General features: G+C 68.2%; 13 protein-coding genes. 3 read left to right on the forward strand and 10 right to left on the reverse strand.

Annotated elements, in window-relative coordinates; genetic code table 11:
* Positions 1 to 292 precede the first annotated feature (292 nt).
* The 5 genes from AC1KAT_RS08140 to AC1KAT_RS08160 form a co-directional block, all read right to left on the reverse strand.
* Positions 293 to 3,730 carry a transglutaminase family protein gene (locus tag AC1KAT_RS08140; protein WP_480324634.1) on the reverse strand — a complete coding sequence of 1,146 codons (3,438 nt, stop codon included), beginning with the start codon at positions 3,728 to 3,730 and terminating at the stop codon, positions 293 to 295.
* Positions 3,730 to 4,560, reverse strand: a complete 831-nt coding sequence (locus AC1KAT_RS08145; RefSeq protein WP_480324636.1) for a transglutaminase family protein — start codon at positions 4,558 to 4,560, stop codon at positions 3,730 to 3,732. The genes AC1KAT_RS08140 and AC1KAT_RS08145 overlap by 1 nt, the downstream gene beginning before the upstream one ends.
* Positions 4,561 to 4,669: 109 nt before the next feature.
* Positions 4,670 to 5,662 carry an alpha-E domain-containing protein gene (locus AC1KAT_RS08150; protein WP_480324638.1) on the reverse strand — a complete coding sequence of 331 codons (993 nt, stop codon included), beginning with the start codon at positions 5,660 to 5,662 and terminating at the stop codon, positions 4,670 to 4,672.
* Between the two features lie 284 nt (positions 5,663 to 5,946).
* Positions 5,947 to 7,383, reverse strand: a complete 1,437-nt coding sequence (locus tag AC1KAT_RS08155; RefSeq protein ID WP_480324640.1) for a circularly permuted type 2 ATP-grasp protein — start codon at positions 7,381 to 7,383, stop codon at positions 5,947 to 5,949.
* A 71-nt stretch (positions 7,384 to 7,454) separates the two neighbouring features.
* Positions 7,455 to 9,917 carry a DNA internalization-related competence protein ComEC/Rec2 gene (locus tag AC1KAT_RS08160; protein WP_480324642.1) on the reverse strand — a complete coding sequence of 821 codons (2,463 nt, stop codon included), beginning with the start codon at positions 9,915 to 9,917 and terminating at the stop codon, positions 7,455 to 7,457.
* Between the two features lie 52 nt (positions 9,918 to 9,969).
* On the opposite strand from AC1KAT_RS08160, the gene AC1KAT_RS08165 reads away from it, so the two are divergent.
* Both AC1KAT_RS08165 and AC1KAT_RS08170 read left to right on the forward strand, forming a co-directional pair.
* Entirely contained in the window at positions 9,970 to 10,425 is a 456-nt protein-coding gene (locus AC1KAT_RS08165; RefSeq protein WP_480324644.1) for a RidA family protein, read from the forward strand.
* A gap of 1 nt (position 10,426) precedes the next feature.
* Positions 10,427 to 10,930 carry a disulfide bond formation protein B gene (locus AC1KAT_RS08170; RefSeq protein ID WP_480324646.1) on the forward strand — a complete coding sequence of 168 codons (504 nt, stop codon included), beginning with the start codon at positions 10,427 to 10,429 and terminating at the stop codon, positions 10,928 to 10,930.
* A 52-nt stretch (positions 10,931 to 10,982) separates the two neighbouring features.
* On the opposite strand, the gene AC1KAT_RS08175 is transcribed toward AC1KAT_RS08170, so the two are convergent.
* Both AC1KAT_RS08175 and AC1KAT_RS08180 read right to left on the reverse strand, forming a co-directional pair.
* Positions 10,983 to 11,930, reverse strand: coding sequence for a hypothetical protein (locus AC1KAT_RS08175; RefSeq protein ID WP_480324648.1), 948 nt, complete (start codon positions 11,928 to 11,930; stop codon positions 10,983 to 10,985).
* 49 nt (positions 11,931 to 11,979) lie between these two features.
* Entirely contained in the window at positions 11,980 to 12,669 is a 690-nt protein-coding gene (locus AC1KAT_RS08180) for a hypothetical protein (protein ID WP_480324650.1), read from the reverse strand.
* Between the two features lie 226 nt (positions 12,670 to 12,895).
* Here AC1KAT_RS08180 and AC1KAT_RS08185 point away from each other — a divergent pair, with 226 nt between their 5' ends.
* Positions 12,896 to 13,216, forward strand: a complete 321-nt coding sequence (locus tag AC1KAT_RS08185; protein ID WP_480324652.1) for a hypothetical protein — start codon at positions 12,896 to 12,898, stop codon at positions 13,214 to 13,216.
* Between the two features lie 99 nt (positions 13,217 to 13,315).
* On the opposite strand, the gene AC1KAT_RS08190 is transcribed toward AC1KAT_RS08185, so the two are convergent.
* From AC1KAT_RS08190 to AC1KAT_RS08200, 3 genes are all read right to left on the reverse strand, one after another.
* On the reverse strand, positions 13,316 to 13,540 hold the full coding sequence (locus tag AC1KAT_RS08190; RefSeq protein ID WP_480324654.1) for a DUF1161 domain-containing protein: 225 nt from the start codon (positions 13,538 to 13,540) through the stop codon (positions 13,316 to 13,318).
* A gap of 124 nt (positions 13,541 to 13,664) precedes the next feature.
* Positions 13,665 to 15,995, reverse strand: a complete 2,331-nt coding sequence (parC, locus tag AC1KAT_RS08195; protein WP_480324656.1) for a DNA topoisomerase IV subunit A — start codon at positions 15,993 to 15,995, stop codon at positions 13,665 to 13,667.
* Positions 15,996 to 16,060: 65 nt separating this feature from the next.
* Positions 16,061 to 18,052, reverse strand: coding sequence for a DNA topoisomerase IV subunit B (locus AC1KAT_RS08200; protein ID WP_480324659.1), 1,992 nt, complete (start codon positions 18,050 to 18,052; stop codon positions 16,061 to 16,063).
* Between the last annotated feature and the right edge of the window lie 59 nt (positions 18,053 to 18,111).

Consider the following 18,111-nt stretch of genomic DNA (forward strand, 5'->3'; position numbering starts at 1 on the left):
AGGGAACGGAGGGAGTTGTCGGCGACCCGCCCTCAAGACCGAGCATCGCAGAGCAGTCCCGCGCAGCGGGACCGCCGGCCCGGGGCCGTTTCTTTGCCCACTTTCTTTCTGAAAGAAAGTGGGTGCGCTGCCGGGCGCATGTCCCGGCGCCGACTTCCGTATGGGGAAGAAGGAGCCCACATGCCACGAACGGAGCGAGGCCTTCGACAAGCTCAGTTAGAGCGGAGATGGGCGCCGTGCGGGCGGGCCCTTCGATACAGGGCGAACGGGAGGGAGGGTGGTGTTCGCCCCCTCACCCCACCGCCCGCCGCAAATCCAAGGTGAACGGAAAGTTCGGATTGCGCTCCTCCACCGGCACCCGCATCCCGCCCGGCGTGTGCCCCACGCGGAAGAAGCGCGCCAGCCGCCGCGCCTCGGCCTCGTAGGCGTTCACCGGCGCCGTGTCGTAGTTGCGCCCGCCCGGATGCGCCACGTGGTACTGGCAGCCACCGACCGACCGGCTCATCCACGTGTCCACCAGGTCGAAGGTCAGCGGCGCATGCACCCCGATGGTCGGGTGCAAGGCCGACGGCGGCGCCCACGCGCGGTAGCGCACCGCGCCGACGAACTCGCCCACCTTGCCGGTGGGTTGCATCGGCACCACCCGCCCGTTGCAAGTCAGCACATGCCGGTCGCTCACGAGCCCCGTCGCCTTCAGCTGCAAACGCTCGACCGACGAGTCGACAAAACGCACCGTCCCCCCCGGCGCACCCTCTTCGCCCATCACGTGCCAAGGTTCGAGCGCCAGGCGCAACTCGACCTCGGCCCCGAGCGCGGCAAAGTCACCCAGTTTCGGAAAGCGGAACGCCAGGTGCGGCGCAAACCACTCGGCCTTCATCGCATAGCCGCAGGCGTTGGTCTCTTCGATCACGTCGCAGAGGTCTTGCCAGATGAAGTGCGGCAGCATGAAGCGGTCGTGCAGCTCGGTGCCCCAGCGCTTGAGCCGCGGCGGCTGGTACGGCTGCTGCCAGAAGCGGGCGACCAGCGCACGCATCAGCAACTGCTGCGTGAGGCTCATGCGTGCATGCGGTGGCATCTCGAAGGCGCGCATCTCCAGCAGGCCCAGCCGGCCGGTGGGGCCATCGGGCGAGTACAGCTTGTCGATGCAGAACTCGGCGCGGTGCGTGTTGCCTGTCACGTCGATCAGCAAATTGCGCAGCACGCGGTCTACCAGCCACGGCGGGCAGGCGTTCGGCCCTTCGGCCATCTTGCGTTTGATCTCGGCGAAGGCGATCTCCAACTCGTAGACCGAGTCGTTGCGTGCTTCGTCCACACGCGGCGCCTGGCTGGTCGGCCCGATGAACAGGCCCGAGAACAGGTAGCTCAGGCTCGGGTGGTTGTGCCAGTAGGCGACCATGCTCGCCAGCAGGTCGGGCCGGCGCAGGAAGGGCGAGTCGGCCACCGTGGCACCGCCAAGCACGAAGTGGTTGCCGCCACCGGTGCCCGTGTGGCGGCCATCGACCATGAACTTCTCGGTCGAGAGCCGCGTTTCGTGGGCGGCCTGGTACAGGTGGGTCGTCTGATCGACCAGCTCTTCCCAGCTGTGGGCGGGGTGGATGTTGACTTCGATGACCCCGGGGTCGGGCGTGACGCGCAGCGTCGAGAGGCGCGGGTCTTTGGGCGGCTCGTAGCCTTCGAGGACCAGCGGCAGCCGCATCTCGAGCGCCGTGTCTTCGATGGCAGCGACGAGTTCGAGGTAGTCCTCGAGCGCGCTGGTGGGCGGCATGAAGACGTAAAGCCGGCCGCCGCGCGGCTCGGCCGACAGCGCGGTGCGGGTGATGGCCCCGGCCGACTGGAACATCACCGGCGGCGGCGCCGGTTGAACGAGCTGCTCGGGGTGCGGCGAGCGGCTGGCGGGCGGCGTGCCCAGGCCCTGCGCGGCGCGCGAGCGATCGCCGAAGCTGCCCCAGGCCGCGGCCGCGTCGTGCGCGCCACCAGGCTCGGCAGCCAGCGGCGCGCCAGCTTCGGTGGCCCCATGGGCATAGCGCAGGCGCTGGTAGGGCGGCAGCGGCACGAAGGGCTGGCTCTGGTCGGGCTGATGAATCCAGGGGTAGTCGCCCGGTGCGGCCCAGGGCTGCGAGTCGAGCGGCAGGCGGTAACCCATCGCCGAGTCGCCGGGGATCAGGTAGCAGCGCTCGGCCCGCAAGAACCACGGCCCCGATTGCCAGCGCGGCGCGCCGGCCGGGTGCCGCATCACCGGCAGGACGTGGCCGACGACCTTGTCGAGCCCTTGCGAGAACACCTTTCGGATGCGCTCGCGCTCGAGGGCGTCGTCGAGACGGGCGTCGAACGGGTCCACGTTGGTGGGCAGCTTGCGTTCACGCCAGAGGTAGTACCAGACGTCTTCGTAAGCCGGGAAGACGTACTTCGCATCGAGCCCCAGGCGCGCCGCCACGCCACGCAAGAACTTCTGCGCGTGCAGCTCGGTGACGCCGTAGTCCTGCTTCTCGCTGGCGAACAGCTCGGGGTGCGTCCAGATGGGTTCGCGGTCTTTGCGCCAGAAGAGGTTGAGCGACCAGCGCGGCAGTTGCTCGCCCGGGTACCACTTGCCCTGGCCGTAGTGCTGCAGGCCGCCGTCGCCGTATTTGGCGCGCAGCTTGTCCATCAGCTCGGCGCTGAGCTGGCGCTTGGTGGGGCCCAGTGCGTCGGTGTTCCACTCGGCGCCGTCGCGGTCGTCCACCGACACGAAGGTGGGCTCGCCGCCTTGCGTGAGGCGCACGTCGTGCTTGCGCAGGTCGTCGTCGACGGCGTGGCCCAGGGCTTCGATCTCGGCCCACTGCGCGTCGCTGTAGGGCAGCGTCACACGGGGGGCTTCCCAGATGCGCGTGACCTGCATGTGGTGCTCGAAGGTGGTCTCGCATTCGTCGAGCGCGCCGGTGATGGGCGCGGCCGACGACGGGTCGGGCGAACACGCGAGCGGGATGTGCCCTTCGCCCGCCAGCAGGCCCGAGGTCGGGTCGAGGCCGATCCAGCCGGCGCCGGGCAAATACACCTCGCACCACGCGTGCAGGTCGGTGAAATCGACCTCGGTGCCGCTCGGGCCGTCGAGCGACTTCACGTCGCTCTTGAGCTGGATCAGATAGCCCGACACGAAGCGGGCCGCAAAGCCCAGGTGGCGCAGCAACTGCACCAGCAGCCAACCCGAGTCACGGCACGAACCCGACTTGTTGGTCAGCGTTTCTTCGGGCGTCTGCACGCCGGGCTCCAGGCGGATCAGGTAGCCGATGTCGCCTTGCAGCCGCTGGTTCAGCGCGACGAGGAAGTTCGTCGTCTGCATCTTCTCGCGCGAGATGCTCTTGAGGTAGGTCTCGAAGGCCGGCGTCAGCGGCGCCTTGTCGCGGTAGGGCTGCAGCTCGTGCGCAAGCGACGGGTCGTACTCGAAGGGAAAGTGCTCGGCCGCCGGTTCGAGAAAGAAGTCGAAGGGGTTGAGCACCGACATCTCGGCGACGAGGTCGATCTCGATGCGCAGCGAGGTGGTCTTGTCGGGAAAGACCACCCGCGCGAGGTAGTTGCTCTGCGGGTCTTGCTGCCAGTTGATGAAGTGCGTGGCCGGCTCGATGCGCATCGAGTAGCTGAGGATGCGCGTGCGCGAATGCGGCGCGGGCCGCAGGCGGATCACCTGTGGTCCCAGGTTGATCGGTCGGTCGTACCGATAGTGGGTCACATGGTTCAGCGCGACGTGAATGGACATCAGGACTCCAACGGGGACAGCAGCGATTCTTCTTCGCGCGAGGTTTCGGTGATGTGAATCTGCACCCGCATCGACTCGTCGCCCCCGCCCTCGCGCACGCCGCGAATGGGTGAACAGGCGGCGTAGTCGGGGCCGACGGCCAGGCGCACGTGGCGCTCGTCCATCAGGCAACCATGGGTCACGTCCACGCTGACCCAGCGGCCTTCGGCCGGGTCGGCGCACACGTCCACCCAGGCGTGGCTGGCCAGGTGCGGGGCATTCGGGGCATGGAAATAACCGCTCACGTAGCGCGCCGGCACGCCCTGGCTGCGGCAGGCGGCGATGAACACGTGGGCGTGGTCCTGGCACACCCCGGCGCCGTGGGCCAGGGCCTCGCGCGCGGTGGTGGCGACCGAGGTGATGCCGGTCTCGTAAGGCACGCGGCGCAGCACCTCGTCGGCCAGGGCCAGCAGGGTGCGTTCGTTCAGCCCGTCGGCGAGGTAGTGGCGCGACAGCGTGGCGAGCGCGCCGTCGTGCGCCGTCAGGTGAGTGGGCCGCAGGTACATCTGCGGCGGCGGGCCGTCGTCGCCGCGCAGCCAGGGCGAGGCATGGGTCTCGACCTCGCCGCGCGCGACGACGCGTCCGCTGAAGGCGCGGCGCATCAGCGTCCAGGTGTGGGCAAGGTTGCCGTAGCCGTCACGCTGTGCGAACAGGGGCCCGGGCGCGCTGAGCGCCCAGTCGTGCACCGTCTGGTGTGCGCTGCCCTGCGGTGTGAGGCACAGCGACTGGTGCGCATATTTCAGCGCCACGCTGTAGTCGTACTGCGTGACGTGTTCGATGCGCAGTCGCACGGTCAGCCCCTCGCCCGATGGCTGCGCCGGGCGATGTCCCAGGGGAGGCCGGGCCGACTGGGGTGCGGTCGCGCGCTCGACCTGGCCATGGCAGCTGACCGGGTGTTCATCACGCGGACACGGGCACGAGGAAGTCGCGGCTGATGCCGAAGCCCAGGTCGCTCACGCGTTCGAGAAACTGCGTCAGGAAGGCATGCAGCCCCGTCGCCAGGATCTCGTCGATGCGCCCGAAGCGCAGGTCGGCCTGCAGGCGGCCGGCGCGGCGCAGCGTCTCGCCCGACTGCTCGTTGGCGACCTTGGCCAGGTTGGCGACCACCTCGTCGATCGACGCGGCCAGCGAGCGCGGCATGTCGCTGCGCAAGATCAACAGCTCGGCCACCTTCTCGGGGCGAATGACGTTGCGGTACGCCTTGCGGTAGACCTCGAAGGCCGACACCGACCGCAAGATGGCCGACCAGTGATAGAAGTCGTATTCCTGGTCCTTGCCGTTGTTGCCGTTGCCATTGCCTTGGCTCTGCATCTGGCCGGTGCCGAAGAACTCGCTCTTGGCGGCGTGGAACTTCACGTCGAGCATTCGCGCGGTGTTGTCGGCGCGTTCGAGAAAGCTGCCGATGCGCAAGAAGTGGAAGGCCTCGTCCTGCAGCATCGTGCCCACCGTCACGCCGCGCGACAGGTGCGAGCGGAACTTCACCCATTCGAAGCCGTCGCCCGGGTCTTTCTGGAACGACTTGTTGCGCAGCATGCGCTGGAATTCGAGCCAGGTCTGGTTCTGCGTTTCCCAGACTTCGGTGGTCAGCGTGCCGCGCACGGCGCGTGCGTTCTCGCGCGCCGCCATCAGGCAGTTGTAGATGCTCGACGGGTTTTTCTCGTCGCTGACCATGTAGTCCATCACCTTGTGCGCGGTGATCTCGCCATGGCGCTTGGTGTAGTCGTCGGTCAGCTCAGAAATGCTGAGCAGGCCGCGCCAGCCCTTCTCGGCGGCGTCGGCCGATTGCGGAAGCAGCGAGGTCTGGTAGTTGACGTCGAGCATGCGCGCGGTGTTTTCGGCCCGCTCCATGTAGCGGGCCATCCAGAACAAGTGGTCGGCTGTGCGAGAGAGCATCGCGTTAACTCCAGTGGGCCGAAAACCCCGCCGTGGATCGAGACAGCATCGGCGTCTCCCGGGCATGTCTCGATCCGAGGGCGGCGTAAAGAAGGTTGGTGGGCATGCTCAAAGTTCTTACCGCAAAGACGCCAAGGGAATACCAAGCTCGCAAAGACAAACCCAAAGACTGAGGCGAATCACGGAGGGACCGCTTTTCTTGGCGGCCTTGGGAATTTCCTTGGCGCCTTTGCGTTGAAAGAGGCATGCCATCGGCTCGGGCAGTCCACAGGCTGAGCCTCATCTCATGCCTCCAGCACCCAGGTGTCCTTCGTGCCCCCGCCTTGCGACGAGTTGACCACCAGCGAGCCTTCCTTCAAGGCCACGCGGGTCAGGCCGCCCGGCACCATCTGCACGCTCTTGCCGCTCAACACGAACGGCCGCAGGTCGATGTGGCGCGGGGCGATGCCGCTTTCGACGAAGGTCGGGCAGGTCGAGAGGCTCAGCGTCGGCTGCGCGATGTAGCCCGTGGGGTTGGCTTCGAGCGCCTTGCGGAAGTCGGCGATCTCGGCCTTGGTGGCCGCCGGGCCGACCAGCATGCCGTAGCCGCCGGCCCCGTGGACCTCTTTCACGACCAGCTCGTCGAGGTGGTCGAGCACGTACTTGAGGTCGTCCGCTTCGCGGCACTGGTAGGTCGGCACGTTGTTGAGGATGGGCTTTTCGCCCAGGTAGAACTCGATCATCTTGGGCACGTAGGCGTAGATCGACTTGTCGTCGGCCACGCCAGTGCCGATGGCGTTCGACAGCGTCACGTTGCCGGCGCGGTAGACACTCAAGAGGCCCGCGCAGCCGAGCGTCGAATCGGGCCGGAAGGCCAGCGGGTCGAGGAAGTCGTCGTCCACGCGGCGGTAGATCACGTCCACGCGCTTGGGGCCTTGCGTGGTGCGCATGTAGACGAAGTTGTCCTTGACGAAGAGGTCTTGCCCTTCGACCAGCTCGACGCCCATCTGCTGCGCCAGGAAGGCGTGCTCGAAGTACGCGCTGTTGTACATGCCGGGCGTGAGCACCACGACCGTCGGGTCGTTGACCGCCGCCGGCGCCACGGCGCGCAGGGTTTCGAGCAAGAGGTCGGGGTAGTGCGCGACCGGCGCCACACGGTGCTGGCTGAACAGGTCGGGAAACAGCCGCATCATCATCTTGCGGTTTTCGAGCATGTAGCTCACGCCGCTGGGTACGCGCAGGTTGTCTTCGAGCACGTAGTAGCTGCCGCTGCCGTCGGGGTTGGCGGCCCGCACGATGTCGATGCCGCTGATGTGCGAGTACACGCCGCCGGCGACATCGACGCCCATCATCTCGGGCCGGAACTGCGCGTTCTGGAAGATCTGGTCGGCCGGCACCACGCCCGCGCGCACGATCTCTTGCTGGTGGTAGACGTCGTGGATGAAGCGGTTGAGCGCCGTCACGCGCTGCACGAGGCCGCGTTCCATCTCGGCCCATTCGTGGGCGGGAATGACCCGCGGGATCAGGTCGAAGGGAATGAGCCGCTCGGTGCCCGAGCCGTCTTCGTCTTTGGCGCCGTAGACCGCGAAGGTGATGCCCACGCGGCGGAAGATCATCTCGGCTTCTTCGCGCCGCGAGCGCATCACGTCGCGCGGCTGTTTGGCCAGCCACCGGTCGTAGGTGCGGTAGTGATCCCGGACCGTGGTGCTCGTGGCTTGCATCTCGTCAAAACTGTGCTTCATCAGCAAGGCTCCTCGCACAACAAGTTAGCAATATCCAGGCCACTTCGGTGCGCGTGCACACCGCGTGGGGCTCAGGGCATGTCGAGCGCATCGGCCTGCACGGTCCGATGCCAATAACGCGAGGCGATCTGACGTTGGCACGTGCCTGATGCAGCCGGCTCGCCCGGCCCCCATCGCCACGCACCACAGGCCGCGCTGGTTCTCACCTCGGCCGCGTGCGCATGGAGCCGGCGCACGACCTCGGGAGCCGGGTGGTTGAAGCGGTTGCGGTACCCGGCCTGAACCACGGCCACATGGGGTTGTACCGCTCTCAGGAAGTCCGGGGAAGACGAGGTGCGACTTCCGTGGTGCGGCACCAGCAGCATGTCGGCTTTCAGCGACTGGGCTTGCGCCGCGACCAAAGCCGCCTCTTCGTCGCGCTCGATGTCGCCGGCCAGCAAGGCGGTGCCCTGCGCGGCGCTGACGCGTAGCACGCACGACAGCGCGTTGGGCTTCAAGGGGCGGTCGTGGTCGGCGGGCTGCGGGTGCAGCACGTCGAAGCGCACGCCGTCCCAGGTCCACCCCTGCCCGGCCTCGCAGCGCACAAAGGGCGCGCCGGCCTCGCGCAGCGGGTGGCCGCCTTCGAGCGAGCCGTGCAGTGCGCGCACCTCGCGCTGGGTCAGCAAGGCGTGGGCACCGCCGACGTGGTCGATGTCGCGGTGGCTCAGCACCAGCCGGTCGATGACGGGCTCGCCGCGCGCCTGCAGCAGCGGCAGCAGCACGCGCTGGCCGGCATCGCTCTCGCGGCTGTACTGCGGGCCGGCGTCGTAGACCAGCAGGTGGTGGCGCGTGCGCACGAGCACCGCACTGCCCTGCCCCACGTCCACCGCGAGCAGCTCGAACTGCCCGTCGGCCGGCGGCTCGGGCACCGGCATCAGCAGCGGCCAGGCGAGCGGCAGCGCCAGCATGCGAACCCGCCACGGGTTGGGCACGACCAGCAAGGCGGCAGCGGCCAGCCCGGCAACTTGGGCCCAGACCGGCGCGGCGGGCACCGTCCACACCGCAGCGGGCCACGACGCCGCCCAGGCCAGGCCCGCCGCCAGGCCGCGTTCGAGCGCGGCCGCGAGTGTCCACAAGGGCGGTGCGATGGCCCCCAGCAGCGCCAGCGGCGTGATCGCCAGCGTGACCAGCGGAATCGCCACCAGGTTGGCCACGAAGCCCACCACCGAGAGCTGCTGAAAGAACACCAGCGACAGCGGCGCCAAACCCAGCGTCGCCACGGCCTGCGTGCGCACGCCGCCGGCGGCCAGTCGAGCGAATGCAGTGACGCGGCCACGCCAGCCGGGGGTGTCGGCGGGCCGGTCGTCCGCGCCGTGGCCTGCGGGCTCGGACGCCATCAACAGGCCCACCGCGACGAAGGACAACCAGAAGCCCGGTTGCAGCAGCGCCCAGGGGTCGAGCGCCGTGACGACCGTGGCCGCCGCCAGCAACACCATCGGCCAGGGCCAGCGCCGGCCCAGCTGCTGCAGCAACACGGCGGTGGCGAGCATCCACACCGTGCGCTGCGCCGGCACGCCCCAGCCGGCGAACACGGCATAGGCCACGGCCAGCGCAAGCCCGCCCCAGCGCCCGGCCACCGGCGCGGGCACCCACAGCATCGCGCGCGGGCTGCGCCGCCAGAGCCAGGCCACGAGCAGGCCCGCCAGCCACGCGAACATGGTCACGTGCAGGCCGCTGATGCTCATCAGGTGGGCGACGCCGGTGGTGCGGAAGAGCTGCCAGTCGTCGCGCTCGATCGCGCCCTGGTCGCCCACCGCCAGCGCAGCCAGCACGCCGGCGGCACGCGGGTCGTCCACCCGGCGCTCGATGGCGTCGCGCACGGCCTGGCGCAGCCGGTGCACCGGCTGGCCGGCGTGGGGGTCGATCAACTGCGGCGGCGGGTCGCTCTGCGCGCGCACGTAGCCGGTGGCGCGCACGCCGCGCTCGAAGAGGTACAGCTCGTGGTCGAAGCCATGCGGGTTCTGGCCGCCGTTGGGTTGGCGCAAACGCACGACGAAGCGCCAGGCCTGGCCGGCGCGCACGGCGGCTTGCGCGGCCCCGGGCGCGGGTTCGTCATAGCGCCCGGCGTACCAGGCGAGCGATAGGTGCCGGGGCACGGCGACCGGCTGGCCGTTGAGGCGCGCCTCGCGAACCTCGAAGTCGAAGCTGGTGCCCTGGCCGGTGAGCCTGGGCAGGCCGGCGACCACGCCGTGCAGTTCGATGTCTTGCCCTTCGAGTGCGGCGGGCAGGGCGTCGCCCAGGCGGTCCTCCGCACGCCAGCCGGTGCTGGCCGCCCCGAGCAACGCCGTGCCCGCCACCAGCAGGCCGATCGACAGCCCGCGCCACGCCGCCCGGCGCAGCCACAGCCCGCCAAGCGTGAGCGCCAGGCCCAGCGCGCAGCCGGCGGCATACAGCCCCCAGGGCTGCAAGGCGCGCTCGTGCATCTGCGCGAACGCCCCGAGCCCCCACGCCAAACCCATGGCGGCCAGCCGCCGGGCGATGTCTTGTCCTCCCATGCCCGAGTGTAGGATTTGCCTTCCGCCGAACGGCCCCCATCTTCATCGCGCCATGTCTGTCTACGACCGCCTCCAAGAACTCGGCATCCAGCTGCCGCCCCTGTCCGTGCCCGTGGCGGCCTACGTGCCTTTCGTGCGCACCGGCTCGCTGGTGTTTCTATCGGGCCACATCGCCAAGCAAGACGGAAAGCCCTGGGTCGGCCAACTGGGCCGCGACATGGACACCGCCACCGGCAAGCAAGCTGCCCGCGCCGTCGCCATCGACCTGATGGGCACGCTGCACGCAGCGGTCGGCGACCTGAACCAGGTCAAGCGCATCGTCAAGCTCACGAGCCTGGTCAACAGCACCGGCGACTACACCGAGCACCACCTCGTCACCAACGGCTGCAGCGAGTTGCTGGGCCAGGTGTTCGGTGACAAGGGCGTGCACGCGCGCGCCGCCTTCGGCGTGGCGCAGATTCCGCTCGGTGCCTGCGTCGAGATCGAGCTGATTGCCGAGGTGGCCTGAGGTGTCGGCCCACCCCGCCAGCCCCCGCGCGGCCCAGGCCCGCAACACCCTGCGCCTTGGGGCCATCGCCTTTCTGGCGCTCGCGTCGGTCGGCCTCGCGCTCCTGGCGCAGTACCGCTTCGACATGCAGCCCTGCCCGTGGTGCATCCTGCAGCGGGTCATCTACCTCGTGATTGCCGCCGTGTGTCTGGTCGGGCTGGTGCTGCCCATGCCGCGTGCCCGCATGGCCGCGGCCGGCGTCACGCTGCTGCTGTGCGCGGCCGGCGCAGCCTCGGCGGTCTACCAGCACGTGGTGGCCGCGAAACTCTACTCGTGCAATCTCACGCTGGCCGACAAGATCCTCAGTGCCCTGAAGCTCGAAGCGCTGTGGCCCTCGGTGCTGGGCGTCACCGCCACCTGCGCCGATGCCGCCGTGTCGGTGCTCGGAGTGCCCTTCGAGTACTGGAGCCTCGCGCTCTTCGCCCTGCTCGGGCTGCTGTCGCTGGCGGTGCTGGTGCGGCGCTGAGTGGTGCCCGTCGGGGCTCGGCAGGCGGGGCCAAAGCCCCGCCTGCCCTCCATCATTTGCCGGCCGGCGGGGTCGCCTGAGCAGCCACCTCGGTCTTGGCGACGCACGGCTCGCGCACGCCATCGCGGGTGGGCACGGACATCATCCACCCGCGAAGGGTCTTGATGATCAGCCGACCGCAGCCCTCGGCCACGATCTGCGCACGCTCCATGCGCTCGGCACCGCCCTCGGGGTAGCGGACGGTCTTCTGCGCCTCGCTGCTCGGCACGAGAGTGCCGACCGCCATGCCCATCGCCATGTCAAGCGACTCGGCAAAGAGTTCGGCACTTTCGTTCTTGAGGCGGTTGCCTTGGTCTGCGGTCCAGTGGGCCGCCAGATCGGTGGACTCCTGCGGATGAGACACGACGCGGATCACGCCCTGGTATGCCAGAGCCTCCGGGTTCTGCGGCGAGCGCAGGACCACCACGTTGTCGAGCACCAGCGCGCGCTGGTCCTGTGTCAGCGTGAACATCGGCGCGCTCTCCACGATCCAGCGCCCGGCGGGCCTGGGCTCGGTGCTCGGCAACAGGGTCCGGTCACCGCCGAAGCGGCTGCGCGACAGGCCGTTCTGCATCAGGTCCTGGTGTCGAAAGCCCTCGAGCACCGGCTGGTAAGGTACCAGCACCTTGTCGGCGGCCTCCTGGATGCGAGCCTTCTCGGCTTTCTGCGCCGAATCCGCCATGACGCTGTGCGTCAGCACCGCTGCCAGCAGCCCCACCAGGTTGGGGGCGGGGTAGAGCATGGCGCCCGTCCCGCCACCTGCCTGGTCGAAACTGACGCCGCCGCGGAAGCCGACCTTCTCGTCCTTCGGCAAGAGCACCGACCAGCGATGCACGACCGCCGCCGGGGCGGTGACTGCGGGGCTCGCGGCCCCGTCGGCCGTCGAGGCGACGGCCAACCCGCTGCAGGCCGACCACGCCAGCCCGGCGACGGCGCATCGGACACGCGATTTCAGTTTCATGGTGAGGCTCCCTCTGCGGTGCTGACGAGTTCTTGTGTCGCCTGGCTTCTCAACTGCCGAACGGCTTGAGGACGCTGTCCTTGCTCAGTTCGATGGCCTGGAAGTAGGCATTCGTCAGACCGGGGAACTTCGGGGACTCGTCCCAGGCGCCCTCGGCGCTCTTGGTCACGTTGATCGGCAAGTACCACTCGTAGGCGTTCGTCTTCAGGTTGACGAGATAGCCCGCGCCTTGCACCGTGCCCTTGGGCTCGCTGGTGGGAACGTAGGCCGAATAGGTTCTGACGAAACCCAGCGTGGTGACATCGATCACGAGCAACTTGTCGATGCCGTGCTTCTTCTGAAGCGCAGCGAAGTCTTTGGCAGCCAGGTTGGGGCCCTTGTTGGCCGCGTCCGGCACGGTCTTGAGGTCCAGCGGCTCGGCAATCACGACCGCGTCGGCGCCCTTCTTGCGCAGGGCGGCCGCCACTTGGTTTTTGAGCTGCGGCAGGTCTTCGGGGGTGAGCGTCTTCGCATGGCTGGTCAGCGACGCGTTCGCCACCGAGGCCGCGGCCATGCACAGCAGGCAGCTCGCGCCGGGCAGGTGCGTATCGACCGCAGGCATGGTGGACATCACGACCCCCACACGAGCGCCCGTCAGGGGCGTGGCGGCGTTGAACTGCACAGGCTCTTGCGGCACGGTGGCGCACCCCACCATTGCAAACGCCATCAGCAGACCTGCGAAACGAGTAGCGACTTTCATGGACCCTTCCTCCGTGTGTATGTTTGGGAGCGGCGATTCTGGCCGAGACTTTGTCGCCACCGGCCCACGAAGTTGCAGCCTCGCCACGCCGGTTGGGGCTCACCACCAGAGCGCCTGGCAGGCTGACTCCGATCAATCTCTGCATGGACTTTGCTGGCGTGCACCGAGCGTGCGGGCTAAGCTGCGCCTCGACCCGCCCCCTGCCTCACAACCCTGGAGAAGCGCCATGCTCCACTGGAATTCACTTTGGGCCCCGACCGAGCCCAACGGCAAGACCGAGCTGGAAACAGCCCCTGTCTGGAAGGAACCCTGGCCGGCCGAGCAGATGATGGCTTGGCAGACGCTCACCTGGGAGCAATGGCTCAACGCGAGTCATGCGTGGCTGAGCCTGTGGAGCGCGATGTGGGCCATGCCTGCCTGGGCCACGCAGGGGCTGGGCGCCAATGCCCTGCCGAGCGCCGCCAACGACGCGACGATGGCCAGCCAGCCCGATGCCCTGCCGCCGCGCACCGGCACCAAGCGCGGCTCGCGCAGCACCTCGCGCTGAGGGCGACGCCCCCAAACGAATCGGCGCGGTCGCCAGACAGGCCACCGCGCCGATGCGCCAAAACGGTGCAGCCCGTTCAGGCTGCGCACCGCCCCTCGTTCACTTCTTCTTCGCGTAGGTGATCTTCTTCGAGCCACCTTCGCAGCTGCCAACGACCTTGGCCGCGCCGACCTGGTCCTTGGCCACGATTTCCAGCGCATAGCCTTTGACGTTCGAGGCGTCGAGCTTGGCCGCGATCTCGGACTTCAGTTCTTCGCAAGGCTTGGCGGCCTGGGCCGCCACAGCGGTGAACGTGGCCAGCAAGGCGATGGCGATGTGCTTCATTCGAAAACTCCCTCCGGTTGAACAGGTCGGGCGAGTGTAGAAGCGCGCCCGCGCCGCCGCGCCCCTCCTCGGGGCGTGTGCACCACGCGGGCCGGTGCCGGCCCGTGCAACACGCCCGGCCCCGTCACAAGGCCAGCAAACGCTGCGGCTTCATCCCGATGTCGAGCGCCTTGCCCTTGCGGGCCCGCTTGCCGGCATAGACCGCGAGCGAGGCGCCCTTCAGGTCGTCGTCCTTCGGCTTCTGGCCACGGCCCAGGCCCTGCACCTTGAGGCCGGCGGCGCAGGTCGCCACCGACACCAGCGGGTCTTTGGCGTCCACGTCCATCAGCGTCAGGCCGCGCCCGCCGTTCGATTGCAGCTTCAACTCGTCGCGCGGGAAGACCAGCAGCCGCCCGCTCAAGCTCAGGCAAGCCACCTGCACATGCGCCGGGCCCACCGGCACCGGGGGCAGCAGCTTGTCTTCGGCTTCGAGCGACAGGAAGCTCTTGCCGCCCTTTTGCCGGCTGGTCATGTCGGACAGCTTGGCCATCAGGCCATAACCACCGGTGTTGGCCAGCAGCAGCGTCGTCTCGCCGGCGGCCGCGAAGTAGTGCAGCGGCTGCGTGCCGGTTTCGAGGTCGATCAGGCTCGTGATCGGTTGGCCGTCGCCACGCCCACCGGGCATGCCGCTCACGGCCGTCGAGTACACGCGGCCGTTGCTGCCGAAGACGAGCAAGGTGTCCACGCTGCGGCATGGAAAAACACCATACAGCCCATCGCCCGCCTTGAACGCGAGCGTGGCCGCATCGACCTCGTGGCCCTTCAGCGCGCGCACCCAGCCCTTCAGGCTGACCACCACCGTCACCGGCTCGTCGATCACCTTCACCTCGGCAACCGCGCGCTTCTCGGCCTGGATCAGCGTGCGGCGCTCGTCACCGAACTGCTTCGCGTCGGCTTCGATCTCTTTGACCATCACGCGGCGCAGCGAGGCCGGGTTGCCGAGGATGTCTTCGAGCTTGGCCTGTTCGCCACGCAGCGTCGCCAAGTCTTGTTCAATCTTGATCGCTTCCAGCCGCGCGAGCTGACGCAAACGCAACTCAAGGATGTCTTCCGCCTGCCGGTCGCTCAGGTTGAAGCGCGCGATCAACGCCGGCTTCGGCTCGTCCGAGGTGCGGATGATCTGGATCACCTCGTCGATGTTCAGCAGCACGAGCTGCCGGCCTTCGAGCACGTGGATGCGTTCGAGCACCTTGTTCAGACGGTGCTGCGTGCGCCGCTGCACCGTCTGCATGCGAAAGCCGATCCACTCCGTCAGCACCTGGCGCAGGTTCTTCTGCGTCGGCCGGCCGTCGGCGCCGATCATCGTCATGTTGATCGGCGCGGAGCTTTCGAGGCTGGTCTGTGCCAGCAGCACGTTGATCAGCTCCTGCTGGTCGATGCGGCTGCTCTTGGGCTCGAACACCAGACGCACCGGTGCATCCTTGCTCGACTCGTCGCGCACGGCGTCCAGCACCGACAGCACGGTGGTTTTCAACTGCACTTGGTCGGCGCTGAGGGCCTTCTTGCCCGCCTTGACCTTCGGGTTGGTCAGTTCCTCGATCTCTTCCAGCACCTTCTGTGCGCTGGTGCCTTGCGGCAGCTCGTTCACCACCAACTGCCACTGACCGCGCGCCAAGTCCTCGATCTTCCAGCGCGCCCGCACCTTCATGCTGCCGCGGCCGGTCGCGTAAGCCGCGCGGATTTCTTCGGCGCTGCTGATGATCTGGCCGCCGCCGGCGTAGTCGGGGCCGGGGATCAGGGTGGCGAGCTCATCGTCCGTCAGCCCATCGTTGCGGATCAACGCGACTGCGGCGGCCGCCACTTCGCGCAGGTTGTGCGAAGGCACCTCGGTCGCCAGGCCGACCGCAATCCCGCTCGCGCCGTTGAGCAGCACGAACGGCAGCCGTGCCGGCAAAAGCTTCGGCTCGTCGGTGGTTCCGTCGTAGTTGGGCACGAAGTCGACCGTACCTTCGTCCAGCTCGTCGAGCAGTAGCCGCGCGATCGGCGCGAGCCGGGCCTCCGTGTAGCGCATCGCCGCCGCGCCATCGCCGTCGCGCGAACCGAAGTTGCCCTGACCGTCGATCAACGGGTAACGCTGCGAGAAGTCTTGCGCCATGCGCACCAGGGCGTCGTAGACGGACTGGTCGCCATGCGGGTGGTAGCGCCCCAGCACATCACCCACCATGCGCGCGCTCTTCATCGGCTTGGCACCGGACGCGCCGGTGAAGCTGAGCCCCAGGCGTTCCATCGCGAACAGGATGCGCCGCTGCACGGGCTTCTGGCCGTCGCACACGTCCGGGAGGGCGCGGCCCTTCACCACGCTCAGCGCGTATTCGAGGTACGCGCGCTCGGCGTAGTGCGCCAAGGTGATGGCGTCGGGGTTGCCACCATCGCCGCCGCCCGTGGGGGCTGCGTCGTCAATCGTCATCTGGTTCATGCTGGGTTTATTCAGGACGCCTCGGCGCCGCAGAGAGATTCACGTTGCCGTTTCGAACGGCGCAATCAAACGTCCACTTCGACGTCGTCGCCGTGCAGTTCCATCAGGTCACGGCGCGCCTGGGCTTCGCCCTTGCCCATCAGCTTGGTCAACGAATCGACCGTGGCCAGGAAGTCGAGTTGCCCGAATCCCACCTGCAGCAGGCGGCGGGTTTCGGGGTTGAGCGTGGTGTCCCACAGCTGCTCGGCATTCATTTCACCCAGGCCCTTGAAGCGGCTGATGCTCCACGAGTTTTCGCGCGCGCCTTCCTTGCGCAGCTTGTCGAGCGTGGCGGTCAACTCGCCTTCGTCGAGCGCGTAGATCTTGGCTGCCGGCTTCTTGCCGCGCGCAGGCGCATCCACGCGGAACAGCGGCGGCTTGGCAATGTAGATGTGGCCGGCCTCGATGAGCTTCGGGAAGTGGCGGAAGAACAGCGTCAGCAGCAGCACCTGGATGTGCGAGCCGTCCACGTCGGCATCGCTCAAGATGCAGACCTTGCCGTAGCGCAGGCCGCTCAGGTCGGGCGTGTCGTTCGCGCCATGCGGGTCGACGCCCACCGCCACCGCGATGTCGTGAATCTCGTTGTTGGCGAACAGGCGGTCGCGCTCGACCTCCCACGCGTTCAGCACCTTGCCGCGCAGCGGCAAGATGGCCTGCGTCTCCTTGTTGCGGCCCATCTTGGCGCTGCCGCCGGCCGAGTCGCCCTCGACGAGGAACAGCTCGTTGTGCAGCAGGTCGCGGCTCTCGCAATCGGTCAGCTTGCCGGGCAGCACGGCCACGCCCGAGCCCTTGCGCTTCTCGACCTTCTGGCTCGCGCGCTGGCGCGTCTGCGCCTGCTTGATGACGAGGTCGGCGAGCTTCTTGCCCAGGTCCACGTGCTGGTTGAGCCAGAGTTCGAGCGCCGGTTTCACGTAGGTGGACACGAGGCGCAGCGCATCGCGGCTGTTGAGCCGCTCCTTGATCTGCCCCTGGAACTGCGGGTCGAGCACCTTGGCGCTCAGCACGAAGCTGGCGCGCGAGAACACGTCTTCGGGCATCAGCTTCACGCCCTTGGGCAGCAGGCTGTGCATGTCGATGAAGCCCTTGACCGCGCCGAAGAGGCCGTCTTTCAGGCCCGACTCGTGCGTGCCCCCGGCCACGGTGGGAATGAGGTTGACGTAGCTCTCGCGCATCGGCGAGCCTTCTTCGGTGAAGGCCACGCACCAGGCGGCGCCCTCGCCCTCGGCGAAGTTCTCGGTCTCGCCACCGTCGGCGTAGTGCTCGCCTTCGAAGAGCGGAATCACCGGGTCGGCATTGAGCGTCTGCATCAGGTAGTCGCGCAGGCCACCCTTGTACGTCCAGGTCACGACATCGCCGGTCTTCTCGGTCGTGAGCTTGACCGTCACACCCGGCATCAGCACGGCCTTGCTGCGCAGCAGGTGGATCAGCTCACCGCGCGGGAAGTCGGCGCTCTCGAAATATTTCGCATCGGGCCAGGCGCGCACGGTGGTGCCGCTCTTGCGGTCGCCGCTCGCCGCCTTGCGCGTGGTGAGCGGCTCGATCACGTCGCCGCCCGAGAAGGTCAGGTTCGCCACCTGGCCCTCGCGCCACACGCTCACTTCGAGCCGCTTGGCCAGCGCGTTGGTCACGCTCACGCCCACGCCGTGCAGGCCGCCCGAGAAGCTGTAGGCACCGCCCGCGCCCTTGTCGAACTTGCCGCCCGCGTGCAGCCGGGTGAACACGATCTCGACCACTGGCACCTGCTCTTCGGGGTGCAGGCCGAAGGGAATGCCCCGGCCGTCGTCTTCGATGCTCACCGAGCCGTCGGCATGCAGGGTCACGTCGATGCGCTTGCCGTGGCCGGCCAGGGCCTCGTCGGCCGCGTTGTCGATCACCTCTTGGATGATGTGCAGCGGGTTGTCGGTGCGGGTGTACATGCCCGGACGCTGCTTCACGGGCTCCAGGCCCTTGAGCACGCGGATCGACGCCTCGCCGTAGGTGCTGGGGCTCGTGCTGGGTTTGCTTGGTTTACTCGCCATAGGGCGCGGATTCTAGGAGCGCGGTCCGTGGGCCTCGGGCCACATTCCCGGAGGTGTGA

The sequence above is a fragment of the Piscinibacter sp. PDB5-1 genome, assembly GCF_056676035.1.